The sequence below is a fragment of the Devosia insulae DS-56 genome (assembly GCF_000970465.2).
Taxonomy (GTDB): Bacteria; Pseudomonadota; Alphaproteobacteria; order Rhizobiales; family Devosiaceae; genus Devosia_A; species Devosia_A insulae.
In genome coordinates, this window is record NZ_LAJE02000401.1 from 1 (window position 1) to 15,730 (window position 15,730).

18 protein-coding genes are annotated in these 15,730 nt (G+C 64.2%); 8 read left to right on the forward strand and 10 right to left on the reverse strand.

All coding sequences use genetic code 11. The features are described 5' to 3' along the window. Positions 1–34 precede the first annotated feature (34 nt). Both VW23_RS27135 and VW23_RS27140 read right to left on the reverse strand, forming a co-directional pair. Positions 35–1,942, reverse strand: coding sequence for an ABC transporter ATP-binding protein (locus VW23_RS27135; RefSeq protein WP_069912594.1), 1,908 nt, complete (start codon positions 1,940–1,942; stop codon positions 35–37). Next, a complete protein-coding gene (locus tag VW23_RS27140; RefSeq protein WP_342029942.1) occupies positions 1,939–3,744 on the reverse strand; it encodes an ABC transporter ATP-binding protein in 1,806 nt (601 codons plus the stop codon). The genes VW23_RS27135 and VW23_RS27140 overlap by 4 nt, the downstream gene beginning before the upstream one ends. Positions 3,745–4,033: 289 nt before the next feature. Between VW23_RS27140 and VW23_RS27145 the strand changes: the two genes are divergently transcribed. Further along, a complete protein-coding gene (locus tag VW23_RS27145) occupies positions 4,034–4,228 on the forward strand; it encodes a DUF2934 domain-containing protein (RefSeq protein WP_141728522.1) in 195 nt (64 codons plus the stop codon). Positions 4,229–4,258: 30 nt separating this feature from the next. Here VW23_RS27145 and VW23_RS27150 read toward each other — a convergent pair whose 3' ends face one another. Further along, entirely contained in the window at positions 4,259–4,579 is a 321-nt protein-coding gene (locus VW23_RS27150; RefSeq protein WP_069912597.1) for a DMT family transporter, read from the reverse strand. A gap of 123 nt (positions 4,580–4,702) precedes the next feature. On the opposite strand from VW23_RS27150, the gene VW23_RS27155 reads away from it, so the two are divergent. Beyond that, positions 4,703–5,035: an NAD(P)H-dependent oxidoreductase gene (locus tag VW23_RS27155; RefSeq protein ID WP_084646532.1), complete on the forward strand. Its 333-nt coding sequence runs from the start codon at positions 4,703–4,705 to the stop codon at positions 5,033–5,035. 25 nt (positions 5,036–5,060) lie between these two features. Here VW23_RS27155 and VW23_RS27160 read toward each other — a convergent pair whose 3' ends face one another. The 3 genes from VW23_RS27160 to VW23_RS27170 all read right to left on the reverse strand — a co-directional run bounded on the left by VW23_RS27160 (position 5,061) and on the right by VW23_RS27170 (position 6,983). After that, the gene (locus tag VW23_RS27160) at positions 5,061–5,360 is read right to left on the reverse strand and encodes a hypothetical protein (protein WP_069912598.1); all 300 of its coding nucleotides are present in this window, start codon (positions 5,358–5,360) and stop codon (positions 5,061–5,063) included. Between the two features lie 11 nt (positions 5,361–5,371). Next, positions 5,372–5,827: a FixH family protein gene (locus VW23_RS27165; protein WP_084646533.1), complete on the reverse strand. Its 456-nt coding sequence runs from the start codon at positions 5,825–5,827 to the stop codon at positions 5,372–5,374. A gap of 166 nt (positions 5,828–5,993) precedes the next feature. Further along, positions 5,994–6,983 carry a GlxA family transcriptional regulator gene (locus VW23_RS27170; RefSeq protein WP_069912599.1) on the reverse strand — a complete coding sequence of 330 codons (990 nt, stop codon included), beginning with the start codon at positions 6,981–6,983 and terminating at the stop codon, positions 5,994–5,996. 246 nt (positions 6,984–7,229) lie between these two features. Here VW23_RS27170 and VW23_RS27175 point away from each other — a divergent pair, with 246 nt between their 5' ends. Beyond that, the gene (locus VW23_RS27175; protein ID WP_069912600.1) at positions 7,230–7,484 is read left to right on the forward strand and encodes a hypothetical protein; all 255 of its coding nucleotides are present in this window, start codon (positions 7,230–7,232) and stop codon (positions 7,482–7,484) included. Between the two features lie 2 nt (positions 7,485–7,486). Continuing rightward, the gene (locus tag VW23_RS27180; protein ID WP_069912601.1) at positions 7,487–8,188 is read left to right on the forward strand and encodes a DUF899 domain-containing protein; all 702 of its coding nucleotides are present in this window, start codon (positions 7,487–7,489) and stop codon (positions 8,186–8,188) included. Between the two features lie 83 nt (positions 8,189–8,271). Here VW23_RS27180 and katE read toward each other — a convergent pair whose 3' ends face one another. Further along, positions 8,272–10,368: a catalase gene (katE, locus tag VW23_RS27185; RefSeq protein WP_069912602.1), complete on the reverse strand. Its 2,097-nt coding sequence runs from the start codon at positions 10,366–10,368 to the stop codon at positions 8,272–8,274. Positions 10,369–10,559: 191 nt separating this feature from the next. Here katE and VW23_RS27190 point away from each other — a divergent pair, with 191 nt between their 5' ends. The 3 genes from VW23_RS27190 to VW23_RS27200 are packed head-to-tail and all read left to right on the forward strand — an operon-like array spanning position 10,560 to position 12,554. Continuing rightward, positions 10,560–11,183, forward strand: a complete 624-nt coding sequence (locus VW23_RS27190; RefSeq protein WP_069912603.1) for a hypothetical protein — start codon at positions 10,560–10,562, stop codon at positions 11,181–11,183. Next, a complete protein-coding gene (locus VW23_RS27195) occupies positions 11,170–11,586 on the forward strand; it encodes a phage holin family protein (RefSeq protein ID WP_069912604.1) in 417 nt (138 codons plus the stop codon). Before VW23_RS27190 ends, VW23_RS27195 begins: the two co-directional genes overlap by 14 nt. Beyond that, complete coding sequence (locus VW23_RS27200) at positions 11,586–12,554, forward strand: DUF3618 domain-containing protein (protein WP_069912605.1); 969 nt, start codon at positions 11,586–11,588, stop codon at positions 12,552–12,554. The genes VW23_RS27195 and VW23_RS27200 overlap by 1 nt, the downstream gene beginning before the upstream one ends. Positions 12,555–12,590: 36 nt before the next feature. Here VW23_RS27200 and VW23_RS27205 read toward each other — a convergent pair whose 3' ends face one another. Then, a complete protein-coding gene (locus VW23_RS27205) occupies positions 12,591–13,724 on the reverse strand; it encodes a PAS domain-containing sensor histidine kinase (RefSeq protein WP_069912606.1) in 1,134 nt (377 codons plus the stop codon). 3 nt (positions 13,725–13,727) lie between these two features. Continuing rightward, positions 13,728–14,516 (reverse strand): alpha/beta fold hydrolase, encoded by a 789-nt coding sequence (locus tag VW23_RS27210; protein WP_069912607.1) that lies wholly within the window; start codon positions 14,514–14,516, stop codon positions 13,728–13,730. A gap of 163 nt (positions 14,517–14,679) precedes the next feature. Between VW23_RS27210 and VW23_RS27215 the strand changes: the two genes are divergently transcribed. Next, positions 14,680–15,054, forward strand: a complete 375-nt coding sequence (locus VW23_RS27215; protein WP_141728523.1) for a response regulator transcription factor — start codon at positions 14,680–14,682, stop codon at positions 15,052–15,054. On the opposite strand, the gene trhA is transcribed toward VW23_RS27215, so the two are convergent. Then, positions 15,051–15,725 carry a PAQR family membrane homeostasis protein TrhA gene (trhA, locus tag VW23_RS27220; protein ID WP_069912609.1) on the reverse strand — a complete coding sequence of 225 codons (675 nt, stop codon included), beginning with the start codon at positions 15,723–15,725 and terminating at the stop codon, positions 15,051–15,053. The genes VW23_RS27215 and trhA overlap by 4 nt on opposite strands. Positions 15,726–15,730: the final 5 nt, after the last annotated feature.

Sequence of the window (15,730 nt, forward strand, 5' to 3'; positions counted from 1 at the left end):
CACTTTGCGCGGCCGGTGCGTAAGCCCCCTACCCCTAAGTCGCCTTCCCCACCGCCGCCGCGGCATGATCTTCCGCATTCTCCGGCAGGTCATCAAAGCTCGAATAGTTCATCGTATAGAGCCGCGAATAGAGCCCCTGCTTTTCCATCAGCTGCTCGTGGTTGCCGCTCTCCAAGAGCTCGCCGTTCTGCAACACGATGATGCGGTCGGCGCCGCGGATGGTGGCGAGGCGGTGGGCGATGACGAGGCCGGTGCGGCCTTCGAGCAGCCGCTTCAGCGCCCTCTGGATCAGCATTTCGGTATAGCTGTCGATATTGGCCGTCGCCTCGTCGAGGACGAGAATCTTGGCATCCGCCACCAGCGCCCGGGCAAAGCTGATCAGCTGTCGTTGGCCCAGCGACAGGTTGCTGCCGCGCTGCTCGAGCCGGGTATCGTAGCCATCGGCCAGCGACATGATGAAATCATGCGCGCCCACGGCTTTCGCCGCATCGATCACCTGCTCGCGGGTGGCGCTCTCCTTGTTGTAGCGGATGTTCTCGATCACCGAGCCGGTGAACAGGAACGGCTCCTGCAGCACCATCGCCACCTGTTCGCCAAGCGAGTCCTGGGTGACGTCGCGCACATCGTGCCCACCCACCGTCACCGAGCCGTCCCACACATCGTAGAAGCGATGCACCAGCGACATGCAGCTCGATTTGCCCGAGCCGGTGGGGCCGACAATGGCGACCGTCTCGCCCGGGTTGACCCGGAAGCTGACATTCTTCAGCACCGGCAGCCCCTTGCGGTAGCCGAAGGTGACGTCCTTGAACTCGACCGAGCCATCCATCCCCGAAGTGAGCGGGAAGGCATCGGGCTTGTCGGCGATGGTCACCGGCACATCGAGCACCTCGACGATGCGGGTGCCCGACGACATGGCGCGCTGGAACACCGAATACTGCATGGTGAGCGAACGGATCGGATCGAAGAAGCGCTGGATGTAGAACAGGAACGCCACCATGACGCCGACATCGAGCTCGCGCCCCAGCACCATCTGGCCACCGACCACGATGACCGTCGCCATGGAAATGCCGGTCAGCGTATCGACGATCGGCACCATCACCTGGGCGAACTTGGCGGCGCGGAGATGCGCCCTGAGGTTGGCCCTGGCCTTTTCCTCGTAGAGGTCGAAATTGACCTGCTGCCGATCGAGGCTCTGCACCGTGCGCACGCCATTAATGCCCTCGGCGAGGGCGCCATTGGCGGCCGAGTTGGTGTGGTGCGCCGCCATGAAGCTGACCTTGGCCGGCGGCAGCCAGAACAGGCGCACGATGAACAGGATCGGCATGGTCGCCATGGTGATCAGCCCGAGCATCGGATCGAGCCACAGCAGTACCCCGACAATGCCGAACAGCAGGACGATATCGCCGACCGAAAGCACAGAAGTTTCAAGGAACTCCTGCATGGAGTTCACGTCGCCCATCAGGCGCGACATCAGCCGGCCGACCTCAGTCTTGTCCATCCAGCCGAGCGACACGCGCTGCAGATGCGCGAACATGGCGCGGCGCATGTCGAACAGCACGTTCTCGGCCGCCTTGCCGACCACCGTTTCCTGGATCCATGACGAGGCGAAGTTGATGGCGATCAGCCCGGCAAACGCCACGATGCACCAGAGCAGGATCGAACGCCCGCCCCCGCCCTGCGCCATGCCGTTATCGATGGCGAAACGGATCACCAGCGGAAAGGCCAGCTGGGTCAGGGTGAACACCAGCACGGCGGCGACCGACAGGTAGATCTGCTTGCGGTAGGGTTTGACGAAAGCCCAGATGCGGCGAACGATTTTGGGATCATAGGCCTTGCCGAATACCTCTTCCTCGCGGTCGAGGCTCGAGCCGACCACGGCGCGGGGCGGCCGGCGGTTGCGGTCTTCGCTGTCGTCTTCGGTGTTGAGCGTTGCCTCGGTCATTCCGCAGCCTCCAGCTGGTCGTCGCCAGGCTTCACCTGGAGGTCGTAAAGGGCGCGGTAGCGGCCGCCGAGCGCCAGCAGCTCCTCATGCGTGCCGCGCTCGACGATCTTGCCCTCGTCGATGAAGAGGATCTGGTCGGCATGCATCAGCGACGAAAGCCGGTGCGAGATGATCAGCGTCACCCGATCCCTCGCGAAGCGCTTCATCGCCGTACGAATGCGCTGCTCGGTGCCGGCATCGACCGCCGCGGTCGAGTCATCGAACACCATCACCGAGGGCCTGAGCATCAGCGAGCGCGCGATATTCAGCCGCTGGCGCTGGCCGCCCGACAGCGACACGCCGCGCTCGCCCACGATGGTCTCGTAACCGGTGGGCAGCCCGATGATGTAGTTGTGGAGCTGCGCATATTCCGAGGCGCTGGCGATGCGCGGTCCCTTCGCCCACGGATCGCCATAGGCGATGTTGTTCTCGATGTTGGTGGTGAAGAGGAACGAGTCCTGCTGCACCACCGCCACCGCCTGGCGGAGGCTCGCGAGGGTCAGCGCCCGAACGTCCTGCCCATCGATGGTCACCCGGCCGCCGGTCACGTCGTAAAAGCGCGGGATCAGGTGGGCGATGGTCGATTTGCCTGAGCCGGGCTTGCCGACGATACCGATGGTCTCGCCCTTCCTGCCCTCGAACGAGATGCCCGAAAGCACCGGCCGGAACGGCGCGGAGGGATAGGCGAAATCGACATTCTCGAACTTCAGCGTGCCCTGAGAAAGCTTCAGCGGCTTGGCGCCCGGCTCGTCCTTGATCTCGATTTCGAGGTCGAGGAAGGCGAACAGCCGATTGCCGCAGGTCGAGGCGCGGGCCACCGAATTGACCAGCAGGCCAAGCTGGCGCACCGGCATCTGCAGGATCGTCATGAAGGTGAGGAAGGCCGCCAGCGTGCCGACGGTCATTTCGCCGGAAATGACGCGCTCGCCGCCATACCACAGCACCAGCGCCATCGAGACGAAGAAGCTGATGTTCATGATCGAGGTCGAGTTGACGCGGATATCGACGCGCTTATGCGTCAGCACCAGCGCCCGGTCGGAGGCCTCGTTGTATTTCTTCATCTCGTGCCGCGCGCCGGCAAAGGCGCGGACCACGCGGATGCCGCCGAGGTTCTCTTCCATGACGCGGGAAAGGTCCTGCAGCCGCTCCTGCAGCGTCAGCCAGGTGGCGCGGAGCTTCAGCTGGGTGAGCGAGGAATTCACCCCGACAAACGGGGCAAAGCTCAGCGCCAGTAGGCCAAGGATCCAATCGGTCGAGATCAGCATATAGGCGCCGACCCCGATCAGCGTGCTGAGCAGCACGATGCGGAGCAGGCCTGTGGCAAAGAACATGCGCACGCCCTCGAGATCGAGCATGCCCACGGTGATCAGGTCACCGGTATGCACCTTGTCGTGGTAGGAAAAGCTCAGCCGCTGGATCTTCTCGTAGACCGCAAGGCGCAGCTCATAGGCCGTGTGATGGCCCACCGCTTCGCCAAAATAGTTCATCGACATCGTGAACAGACCGCGGAGGATCGACACCACCAGGAGGATTATCGCGATGCTCCACAGCGCATCGGCCGCGCCGACCCCGCCATCCAGCACGCCCTCGGCGCGATCGACCGCCTGCCCCAGCAATACCGGCGTCCACAGTTGCAATGCCGACGAGATGAAGCAGGAGAGGATGGTAATGATCACCATCCAGGGGTGACGCCAGGTGAGTACGATGATGCGCCACAGGGTGGTGAGCCCCTTACCCTGCTGTGCGGCGACGACATGTGACATTGCATCGCCAGGCGAATAGGCGCTGCGCGGAGCATTCGAGCTCAATTTAAGGGTCCAGACATAAAGCTTTTAGGGCCTGCCCTCGCCAGAATATTGGCGGACAGACTCGGCCCGGTAGAACCAGAGGAAGAATTATGTCTTCGCGCTGATTTGCGTTCTGTTCAAGGCAGATATGCGGGCCGGATAGGGTACTTTCGTATCAACGCCGTAAGGCTCCGCCATGATGTTGCACGAATGCAACCTCACCCTCGGCACGACGTTGAGGGCGAAAATGAACGACGAGCCCAAAATGACCGACGGCCGAAGCCTGCCGCCAGAGGACGACGCCTTCCGCGAGGCGGTGCGCAAGACCGCTTATTTCCTCTGGGAACAGGACGGCCGCCCGCACGGCCGCCACGACGAATACTACCTCCGCGCCCTCACCCGCCACCGCCGCGAGCGGCAGTATGACAGCTGGCTGGAAGATGGCCCGGACGGGGAGTGAGGGTATACCCGCCGGTGCCACCCCGATCGCTTACGCCGCCGACGTCAGTTTCAGCCCGATAATGCCGGCGAGGATCAGGCCGATACAGAGGAGCCGCACCGGCGAGTGGGAGTCGCCAAGCAGCACGATGCCGAGGATCGCCGTTCCGGCCGCGCCGATGCCGGTCCACACCGCATAGCCGGTGCCGACCGGCAAGGTACGCAGCGCGATCGACAACAGGATCACGCTCGAGAGCCCGGTTGCGACCGTCAGTGAGGCCGGCAGCCAACGCGTGAACCCGTCCGACGACTTCATGAAATAGGCGAAACCGATCTCGAGCAGGCCGGCAATGGAGAGCAGAATCCAGGCCATTTCATCCAGCCTGCGCGGCGGCGGCGGGCGGCGTCCGGAAGCTGATGCCGAGGCGGTTGAAGACGTTCATCAGGCCGATGGCATAGGTGAGGTCGGTGAGTTCCTTGTCACCGAACCTCGACGTTGAAGGCCTGGATCGACCACATCGTCCGCGCCCGGCGCACCTTCAACGTAACGCCTCAAGGCAAGGTCGGGACATTGCACGATCTCCCGGTATTCGTTGCCATCGCCTCGGGCGGTCGCTTTTCCGGCGCGCGCGCCCGGCAACCGGATTTCCTCACCCCCTACCTCAGGGCGGTGCTGGCAATGATCGGGCTCAGCACTCCGACGTTCTTCTCGGTCGAAGATACCGGGTCTGGGCCGGAGGCTGTGCTAAAGGCACGCGAACAGGCCGATCACGCAATCGCCGATCATTTCGGCGTCTCGGACGAGATGGTCCTGCCGAGCGTCGGCTAGCCACCGGCCACTCCGTTGCGACCCGCTAGCCGAGCGCCAGTGCGCGCTGGTTGCCCTCGCAGACAGGGGCACACACCAGCTCCACGCAGCACTGCCGCACCTGCCTCGTCCACGCCACGCGCGCGGGAGGCAGGCGGGCGGCCGCGCCGGCACAACATTCAGCGCGGTGATGCCGTCGTCGGTCGCGTGCGTCCAGCACGTCGCTGAGTGAAATGCCCAGCTCATCGCGGCGGTGCGCCGGCATGGTCAGCAGGTCGGCAAGCGCCAGCCGCTGCGCCCGGCTGCTGCGGTAAGAGCGGATCGCGTTCACGAGTGATTGCAGCATCGTCTTTCTCCTCACATCAGAAAGTTGAACTCGGCGATATCGTCACCGTCAGGGGTAGCGCGGTGCACCTTGACCACCCACCAGCCCGGCATGCTGAAACGGATGCCCCCGACTTCGTAGAGTGTGCCGCCGAGCGACTGCGGGGCGGACGGCTGCGAGGGCAGGCCGTGGCCATGCAGCGGCATGCCGCCGTCGACACGCAACGCCGATGCTGCAATCGGGGCGCCCTGCGCATCCTTGATGTCGAACTGCCAGGTCATCTGCCGGTCGATGGCGAGGTCGCCTGGAGCGACGGTCGCAACGAAGCTGCCGCCCGCACTGGTCTGCGTTCTGGCGAGATCGAGATCGGCCGGCGCCGGCAGCAGCATCAGCACGACATGCGTCGCCCCGCCCGCCAGCAGCAGCCCAAGCGGCACGGCCCAAAGCGACCAATGGAAACGGCGACGGGTGAGCGTGGTCATCATCATTGCGGTCCTCTCCTTTGGGCTGGGCGCGGCGCTTCCGCACGAACGCGCTCACGCCCTGCATCCCACGCACACCGTAACCGGGTGCGATTTGGCAGGTATGACAAACAATGCAGAAAATCTGCCACACTCGGCAAAACTGCCGCGTCAGTGCTGTTTCGGCGCGGGGTCAGGCGCAGGGCCGGCCTTCGACGGCATGCATCTCGCGAAACAACCTGGGCGAGACGCCGAACCGCCGTTCGAAAGCCGCGCCCAGCCGCGAACTGGGGGACAGCCCGACCCGCGCCGCCACTTCCTTCAGCGAGAGCCCGCGCGTCAGCAGGAGGCGAGCTGCGTCCAGCCGGAGACTTTCGATGAAATGGGCGGGAGGTTCACCGGTCACCGCCTGAAACTTGCGATGGAACGTCCGCTCGCTGAGCCCCGCCCGCTCTGCCAGGCTCGGCACGTCCAGTTGGCGGTGCAGATTGGCGTGCAGCCAGTCAATCAGCTCGACAAACGGATTGTCGGCCTTGGCCTGGGCCCTCAGGATCGGACTGAACTGGGATTGGTAGCCGGGGCGGCGGGCGTAGAGCACCAGCCACTGGGCAACGCGCGCCGCAATCGAGGCATCGAGGTCCCGCGCCACCAGTGCCAGTGCCATGTCGATCCCGGCGGTGACCCCGGCGGAAGTCCAGACTTTCCCGTCCTCGACGAAAATGCTCTCCGGATCCACCGTGACCGCCGGGAAGTGCGCCGCCAGCGGCGCGCACGCATCCCAGTGCGTCGCCACCCGCTTGCCATCCACGAGGCCGAGCCCGGCGAGAATGAAAGCCCCCGAGCAGATCGAACCGAACCTGCCGGCGGCGCCGGCACAGCGCGGCACCCAGCTCCGCAGCAGCGGATCCTCAAGGATCGCCAGCATCGGATCAGCCAGAGCACCTGCCACCAGCAGCGTATCTACGCCTTCGGTCGGCGTGTCGGCCAGGGCCTCGGTGTGCAGCGAAACGCCGCTGCTGCTTCGCACCGGTCCACCCGACGTCGACAGCATCTCCACCGAATAGAACTCGGCCAAGCCAGCTTTGAGCAGCATCATGTTGGCTGCGCCGAACACCGACGAGGGGCCGGTGGTGTCGAGCAGTTCAAAATCCGGATAGACCAGCAGCGATACTTTATGGGCCATTGGCAGAATTTCGCACAACATTGGCAGCCCTGCCAAGGATCGTTTTCGGCCGCATGTCGTTTCGCACCACGACTACACTTTACAAGCTGGGTCGCGACCGCAGCGACCAGGAATCAACGCCGTTCTCGCTGTCGGCAGCGGCCGGCGGCCGTGTGCGATCGACCCCCGCGGACAATCGCGTCGCATTTGTAACTCTCGCCCTGCCACCCGGCCGGCCTACAGCAGCGCATCGGAACGGAGCACGACATGACATCCATAGGATCACCGAAGGCCATGCTGGGGCTCACTGCGAGCCCGTTGTTTGCACTGCTGGCATGGGTTTCCGCTGTCGGCATCTCAGGCCTCAGCGTCTGCACTTCGACACTGCCGCTCCTGCCGATCAACGACATGGCGCTGATGTACCTGCTGATGAGCATCTTCCACGCCTCGCCGTGGCTGATGCTGTTTTCGCAGCGCTCAACTGAGCCGCGTCTTACCCCCAATCACAACCAAGGAGACTGACAATGCAGCACGCTGTTGTTTCTCAGGACGAATGGCTGGCCGCCCGCCATGAACTGCTGAAGGCGGAAAAGGCGCTCACCCGCCAGCGCGACGACGTTACCAAGCAGCGCGGCGCCCTGCCCTGGGTGCGCGTCGACAAGGAGTATGTGTTCGACACGCTCGAAGGCCCGCGCACGCTCGCCGAGCTGTTCGACGGTCGCTCCCAGCTTCTCATCCAGCACTTCATGTTTGCGCCGGGCTGGGAACAGGGTTGCCCCAGTTGCTCATTCATGGCCGATCATACCGACGGCATGAACCTGCACCTCGCCAACCACGACGTCACCTTCGTCGCGGTGTCACGCGCCCCGCTTGCCGATCTCGAGCGTTATCGCCAGCGCATGGGGTGGAAGTTCCGCTGGGTGTCCTCCAACGGCAGCAGCTTCAACTATGATTTCCGCGTCAGCTTTACCCCCGAGGAGGTGGCGAGCGGGCATATCGACTACAATTTCGGCGAGTGGGACGAGACCGGCGAAGAATGGCCGGGGGTCAGCGCATTCTTCAAGGATGAGGCCGGGACGGTATATCGCACCTATTCGACCTTCGGCCGGGGCGTCGAGGTGATGATGGGCGCCTACCCCATGCTCGACCTTGCCCCCAAGGGGCGCAATGAGACCGAAGGCATGAGCTGGTTGCACCGTCACGACCAGTACCCAAAGCAGGCCTGAGCGCGGACTCGAAAGTGAGCGCGACAGGTTGGACCGGTGCTGGCCCATGAGACGGTTCGAACGATCTCTGGTTCGGCAGCCGGTCACGCCCCGTCAGGGCGATCCCAGAAGCGCAGGGCGGTACAGGTCTCTATGAAGGAGACGGCGTCGGTGGCCGTGAGGTCGGTGAAGCCATCGTCGAGATCTTCGGGCAGCCCGACCTTGGTGAAGAGCTTCTTCGCCGCCTCGGAAAAGCCGATGAACTTGTAGTGGGCATAGGCGTCGGCGACGAAATCCCGCGCCGCCGGGAGTTTCAGCAGCGACTGCACTCCTTCGTCGCCGGGCAACACCGCCACGGCGTCGAACAGCACTGACGGGCCACCATCGATCTTGTGATGCGCCGCGAGCACCGTACCATCCTTGGCGGTGATCCCCGCAACGCTCGGGCCGATCAGCTCCATCGTGCCGCCTGCTGCCGTCACCGCGGCCAGCAACGCATCGAGCAGCGCGGCATCGACACCATCGGTGATCAGCACCCCGAGCTTGCGGCCCTTGAAGGTGCCGGGAGGGTTCTTGAGGATCGAGAGCGCATCGGACGCCGGTAAATCGATGCGCGGGGTGACGGCGGGAGGAGCGGCGGTCGGCAGCGCCGCGAGACCGAGACCGTCGGCAACCGTCTGCGCCAGACCCTCATCGATGTTGAGCAGATGTGAGACGACACGCTCACGGATTGCCGGCACCTCGACCTTGCTCAGCTCGAACACCAGTGCATCGCCGATATGGCGCTGCTCGATAAGCGACTGGCTGATGAAGAACTGCCGGGCCTGGCTGTAGTGATCGGCAAAGCTTTCGGGCCTGAGGCGTTGCTTCGGCCCCTCGGCCTCCTCGGCGAAGCTCTCGAAGCCGGCTGCGGTTTCGCGCGGCCCGCCGATGTGGGTGCCCCAGGAATTGGGCTCGTAATTGGCGCGGCCCACGGGGTTGTGGAAGGCCATATGGCCATCCTGCTGGAAATTGTGGAACGGGCATTTCGGCGCGTTGATCGGCAGGTGGGTGAAGTTGGGCCCGCCGAGCCGCTTCAGCTGGGTATCGAGATAGGAGAAGTTGCGGCCCTGCAGCAGCGGGTCGTTGGAGAAATCGATGCCAGGCACGATGTTCTGCGTCATGAACGCTACCTGCTCAGTCTCGGCGAAGAAGTTGTCGGGCATGCGGTCGAGCACCAGCCGGCCGACCGGTGTCGCAGGCAGCAATTCCTCGGGGATCAGCTTGGTCGGGTCGAGCACATCGAAATCGAAGCTGTCGGCGAATTTCTGGTCGAACGTCTGGAGGCACAGTTCCCATTCCGGGAAATCGCCCGCCTTGATCGCGTTCCACAGGTCGCGGCGATGGAAATCGGGGTCGGCGCCGTTGATCTTCACCGCTTCGTTCCACACCACCGATTGCATCCCCAGCTTCGGCTTCCAGTGAAACTTGACGAAGCTGGATTTGCCCTTGGCGTTGACCAGCCGGAAGGTGTGGACGCCAAAGCCCTCCATGAAGCGGAACGAGCGGGGGATCGCCCGGTCGGACATCACCCACATGATCATGTGCATAGATTCAGGGGTCAGCGAGATGAAGTCCCAGAAGTTGTCATGGGCGCTCGCTGCCTGCGGAAACGCCTTGTCGGGTTCATCCTTCACCGAATGGATGATGTCGGGGAACTTGATCGCATCCTGGATGAAGAACACCGGGATATTGTTGCCCACCAGATCCCAGTTGCCCTCCTGGGTGTAGAATTTCACGGCGAAGCCGCGCACATCGCGCGCCAGATCGAACGAGCCCTTGTTGCCGGCGACGGTGGAGAAGCGCACGAAGACCGGCGTCTTTTCGCCGGCGCGCTGGAACAGGTCGGCGCGTGTCAGCTCGGGCAGCGGCTTGTAGGTCTCAAAGAACCCGTGCGCACCGTAGCCGCGAGCGTGCACTACGCGCTCGGGGATGCGCTCGTGATCGAAGTGAAAGATCTTCTCGCGGAAATGCGCGTCCTCGATCAGCGTCGGGCCGCGCGCCCCCTGCTTCAGCGTGTTCTGGTCGTCGGCAACCGGCATCCCCTGCTGGGTGGTGAGAACATCGTAGCCCTCCTCGGCCCGCTGATGCGTCTCGCCCCCCGCGCCGCGCACGATGGGCAGGTCGCCATAGGTGAGTGTCGACTTTGAAGTTCTGGCCATGGGTGCTCCTTGGCCCGCGAATGCGCGCCCTTCGAGCTTAGCGTGGCTGGTGCGCGATCGTTCCGTCGCAGGGACGAAATTGAGTTCGGGTCGCCCCGGAACATTGTCCCCCTCGCCAAGTTGAGTTGCCAGCAGCCACCGAGGAGCGCCGGGTTTCGAGCGCTCCCGTGGAGTTCATAGGAGCAGCACAAATGGCCCCCGATTACCCCACTGATACCGACCTCAGCCCCGACCGCGTCCGGTCCGATGCCGCCGCGCTGACCGAAACCGCAGAGGCCGACCTCGGCCATCTCGCCGATGAGGTCAAGCAGCAGGCCGCCGCCATCGGCGACGAGGCGATGACGCAGCTTGAGGGCGTTACCGAAAAGGCCAAGGGCCTTGCCACCGACCAGAAGGATCTGCTCGTTGCCCAGTTGGGCGGCGTCAGCGGTGCCCTGCAGAAAGTGGCGGGAGAACTCGACAGCAGTGGCGAGGCCGGCAGCCGCTACGTCCGCATGCTGGCCGATGGGGCCGACAAGCTGACCTCGACCGTGCGCGACAACGATGTCGACCAGATCATCGGCATCGCCCAGGATTTCGGGCGGAAGCAACCCGTCGCCTTCATGGGCGCTGCGGCCCTGCTCGGCTTCGTCGCTTCCCGCTTCGTTCTCGCCTCCGCCTCGCGCAAGCCCGAGGCGGCTCCTACCGCAGGGTCCAGCCCGTCGGGCTCGAGCTACGGGTCGAACCCTCCGGGCTCAGGCCAGAGCTCGATGCGATCGGGTTCGAACCCCTCGACTGCCGTGTTCAACGAGGGAGGCCGAAATGGCGGATACTGAGCGCCCCCATACCCTCACCGACCTGCTCGGCGGCCTCGCCGGCGACATTTCCGGGCTGTTTCGCAAGGAAATCCAGCTGGCCAAGACCGAAGCGTCCGAAAAGCTCGGTGATGTGCTTACCGCGTCCAAGGGCCTCGCCATTGGCGGCGTTCTAGCCATCGGCGCCGTCGGCGTTTTTCTCTCGGCGCTGGTGATCGGGCTCTCCTGGGTCCTCGTCGCCATCGGTATGTCCGAGCAGGCTGCCGGCTTCATTGCTTCCATCGTGGTGGCCGTCGTCGTCGGCGTCATCGCCTGGAGCTTCATTTCGAAAAGCCTCGAGGCCTGGAAGGCGACCACCTTCGAGCTCGACCGCACCACCCATTCCCTCGCGCGCGATGCCGAGGTCGTTAAGGAGAGCCTGTGATGAGCAGCTACGGAAAAGATTCTGCCCAGCTGGAGCGGGAAGTCGAACAGCAGCGCCAGCGTGTCGAAGACCGGATCGGCGAGATCAAGGATCGGCTGTCCCCCGGGCAACTGGTGGATGAGTTGCTGAGCTACAGCAAGGATGGTGGCCAGCACTTTGCCGCCAATCTCGGCCACACCGTTTCGAACAACCCGCTGCCTGCAGCGCTGCTCGGCATCAGCCTCGTCTGGCTGATGACTGGACAAGGTCCGAAACTCTCGGCTCCAAACCCGGCGCCGCAACCCAGCCGCTACCGGTCCGACTATCCCTATGCCACAGTCTCCGGCGGCCTTCGCCGGGTGAACCATGCGGCCGACGACTCCGGCAAGTGGTTCAGCGAGTTCCAGGATGCCCGCGGCAAGCGCTATAAGGCCGAGTCCAATGAATTGGGCCACCGGGCCGGCGAATTTGTCGATGACGCCGGCCGGAAGTTCGGCGGCTTTATCGATGAAGCCGGCCACCGGCTGCAGGACTTCCAGGATGAGGCCGGCAACCGCATCGACGAGGCGGCGGGTTGGGCCTCGCACGCCTGGCATGACTTGCGTCATCAGGTCGGCGACATGCTCGACGGCGTGCAGCAGCAGGCGCGCAATATGGGCAGCAGCGCCCAGCACCAGACCGATCGTGCCACCAGGGTGGTGATGGATACGTTCCAGAATCAGCCGCTGGTCGCCGGAGCTCTGGCCTTTGCCGCCGGCGCGGCCCTCGGCGCCGCTTTGCCGCATACCGAGCAGGAAGATAAAGCCGTGGGCGAGCTGGCCGACGAGGTCAGGGGCAAGGCCATCGATGTCGCTTCGGAGGTCTACGAGGAGGGCAAAACCCGCGTCGCCGACCTTTACGAAAAGGGCAAGGACGGCGCCGCCAAGGTCTACGACGAAACCGTCAAGGCCGTCGGCGACAGCGTCAACGGCACCCCCGACCTGCACTGAGCAGCCTGACTATCCCTGCGGGTCTGGTGCTCGGCATCAGGCCCGCTTTTCTACCTGCGGCAGGTGGAAGGTGAAGCGCGTTTCGGTCGCGTCCGAGGTCACGTCGATCCGCCCGCCATGCGCCTCGGCAATCTGCGCGGCAATATAGAGCCCCAGCCCCAGGCCCTGCACCCGCGACTGCGGGTTGGAGCGATAGAACGGTTGGAACAGCTGCTCGATCGCCGCCGGCGGGATCGGCGGCCCGGCATTGGCCACCGACAGCTCCAGTCCGGTAGCGCCCATTGTGGCGTCGACCCGCACGGGCCGGTCCACCGCCCCATGGGTGATGGCGTTGGCCAGCAGGTTCGAGAACAGCTGCGCCAGCCGGGCATGGTCGGCTTCGACCTCGGCGGTAGCGTCGAGATTCAATTCGATCTCGCGCTCGGGATAGCTGGTTCGCAACTCGCCAACCACCTGCTCCAGCGTCAGTGCCAGCGGTCTGCTGCTACGGCTCAGCTGGATCCCACCACCCAGCCGGCCGCGGGCAAAATCCATCACGTTGTCGATCAGCCCGCTCATCCGCAAGACGCTGCCGCGGATCAGCCCGATCACCCGCTGCGATTTCTCGCTCTGCGGCTCGCGCATCAACAGGTTGGTGCCGCCATCGATCGCGGCCAGCGGGTTGCGCAGGTCGTGCCCGAGCACCGCGATGAACTGCTCGCGCAACTCTGCTGCCTCGTGCTCGGCGAGCAACTGTCCCTTCGACATGCGGGATTCCGCCTGCGCGGTTTCGGTGGCGTCGACCAGCTCGCGCTCATAGCGGCGGCGCTCGGTGGCTCGAAACACCGTCACCCGGGTGAACAGCAGCCCGCCATCGGCATCGCGGCGCTCGGCGGCGTTGGCGAGCACATGCAACGGCGCACCATCGGCCGTGATCAGATCGAGTGCCACCTCGTCGAAAAAGCCCTGCATGCGCAGCAGCGGCGCGAAATGCGTTTCATAGAAGATCTGACCGGCAATGCTGAGCAGGTCGCGCAGGCGCTGGCCGCGCAACTCTTCGGCTGCGACGCCGAGCCAGCGCGACAGCGTCTTGTTAGATTTGACGATCCGCCCGTCGGGACCGAGCGAAAGATAGCCGCACGGGGCGTTCTCGTAGAGATCCTCGAGGTCTTCGGCAGCCGGCCCTGGCATCGTTCAGATGAAATCCCGGATCGCCGCAATCACTTCGGCGGGCGCGCTGAGGTTGGGGCAATGGCCGGTGGCATCGAGGATCTTCATTTCACTCCCGGCAATGTTATCGCGCACATAGGCGCCCACCGCCTCGGGCGCAATGATGTCGTCGCTGCATTGCAGGATCAGCGTGCGCACCGTCACCTGGTGCAGGTCGGCGCGGTTGTCGGAGGTGAACGTGGTGCGGGCGAACTGCCGCGCGATCGCCGGGTCGGTGCGGCAGAAGCTGTTGGTCAGTTCCTCTCCCAGCTCCGGGCGGTCGGCATTGCCCATGATCGCCGGAGCCATCGCGGCGGACCAGCCCATGTGGTTGTCGGCGAGCGAGGCCAGCAGCTCTTCGACCTGCGTCGCGGTGAAGCCACCATGATAGCCTTCGGCATCGATATAGCGCGGCGAGGGGCCGACCAGCACCAGGCTCTCGAACATGTCGGGCGCCTTGATCGAGGCGAGCACCCCGATCATGGCGCTCACCGAGTGGCCGACGAACACCCCACCGGTAACGCCAAGCGCCCGACCGATCTCCACCAGATCATCGGCATAGCCCTTGAGGGTGGAGTATTTGCCCGCGTCATAGGCGGTAAGGTCGGACTTGCCGGCGCCGACGTGATCGAACAGCACGGTGAGGTGGTCGGCTTCGAAGGCCGGGGCGACGAGGCGCCACATGTTCTGGTCGCAACCGAAACCATGCGCAAAAATCATCGGCCTCAAGCCCGCTCCGGCGGTAACAACGTGATTGCGGGAAATGACGGTCATTGAGGCTCCGACGCTGGGCAGACACTACGCGCTGCAGCTTTAACGCAGCGAGAGGCCAAAAGGATCACGAGCCCACGCAAGTCATTGTGTTCACGTGTTGCGTGCGACACGGATCGATCCGGGCCACCGGGAGTTGATCGTCACCTACCCTCGAGGTGATGACGTGACTCATGCTGTTTCAGTGCTGGTAGTTGAAGACGAGGCGCTGATCCGCATGGACATTGTCGACCAGCTCGAGCGCGAGGGGTTTTTCGTGTTCGAGGCCGCCAATGCCGACCAGGCCATCGCTGTGCTCGATGCGGAGCCGAGCGTGCGCATCATGTTCACCGATATCGATATGCCCGGCAGCATGGATGGCCTGAAGCTTGCTGCCGCGGTCAGGCACCGCTTCCCGCCGGTTCAGATCATCGTCACCTCGGGACACCGGATGGTCGAGATCAGCGAAATGCCCGATGGCAGCGTGTTCTTCGGCAAGCCCTACCAGCACGCCGCGGTGATGGCGTCGATGCGCCAGTTGCTTGCTGCGCCCCCGCGCTAAAGCCGCTGCAGCACCATGCAATCGAGCACCGCCCACAGGTGGATGCTGGCGCCCAGCACCACGAAGCAGTGCCAGATCACGTTATGGAAATGCAGCCGCTCCCACAGGTGGAAGATGATGCCGGAGCAATAGGCAACACCACCGGCGATGATGAGCAGCAGCGTGCTCGATGGCAGGACGCTGGCTAGCGACTGGAAGATCAGCAGACCACTCCAGCCGATGCCCAGATAGAGCAGCAGCGCCAGCCGGCCGAAATGCTGCGGCACGATCAGCTTCAACCCAATGCCGATCATCGCCGCGCTCCATACCGCAATCAGCATCAGGGTGGAGGCGGGCGTATCGCCAAGCAGCGCCAGGAGCGGCGTATACGTGCCGGCGATAAGAAGGAAGATCGCGGCCTGGTCGAAGCGGGCGAGCAGCCGCTTCAATGGCGCAACCGGTGCGAGGTTGAAGGCGAGCGAAACGCTGAGCACCAGCAGCAGCGAGGCGACATAGACCGAGACCACGAGGGCGGTCTCAATCCCGCTGCTGGCGAGCAGCATCCCGCCCAACCCCAGGGCGACGAGCAACCCCACGATGTGGACCGCGGCATCGCCGATCAGCTCCATGCGCGAGTATGGCTTGCCACGATGCCACCAGGTGCGATCGGGATATGGGGTCAAAGTGATCATCTGTA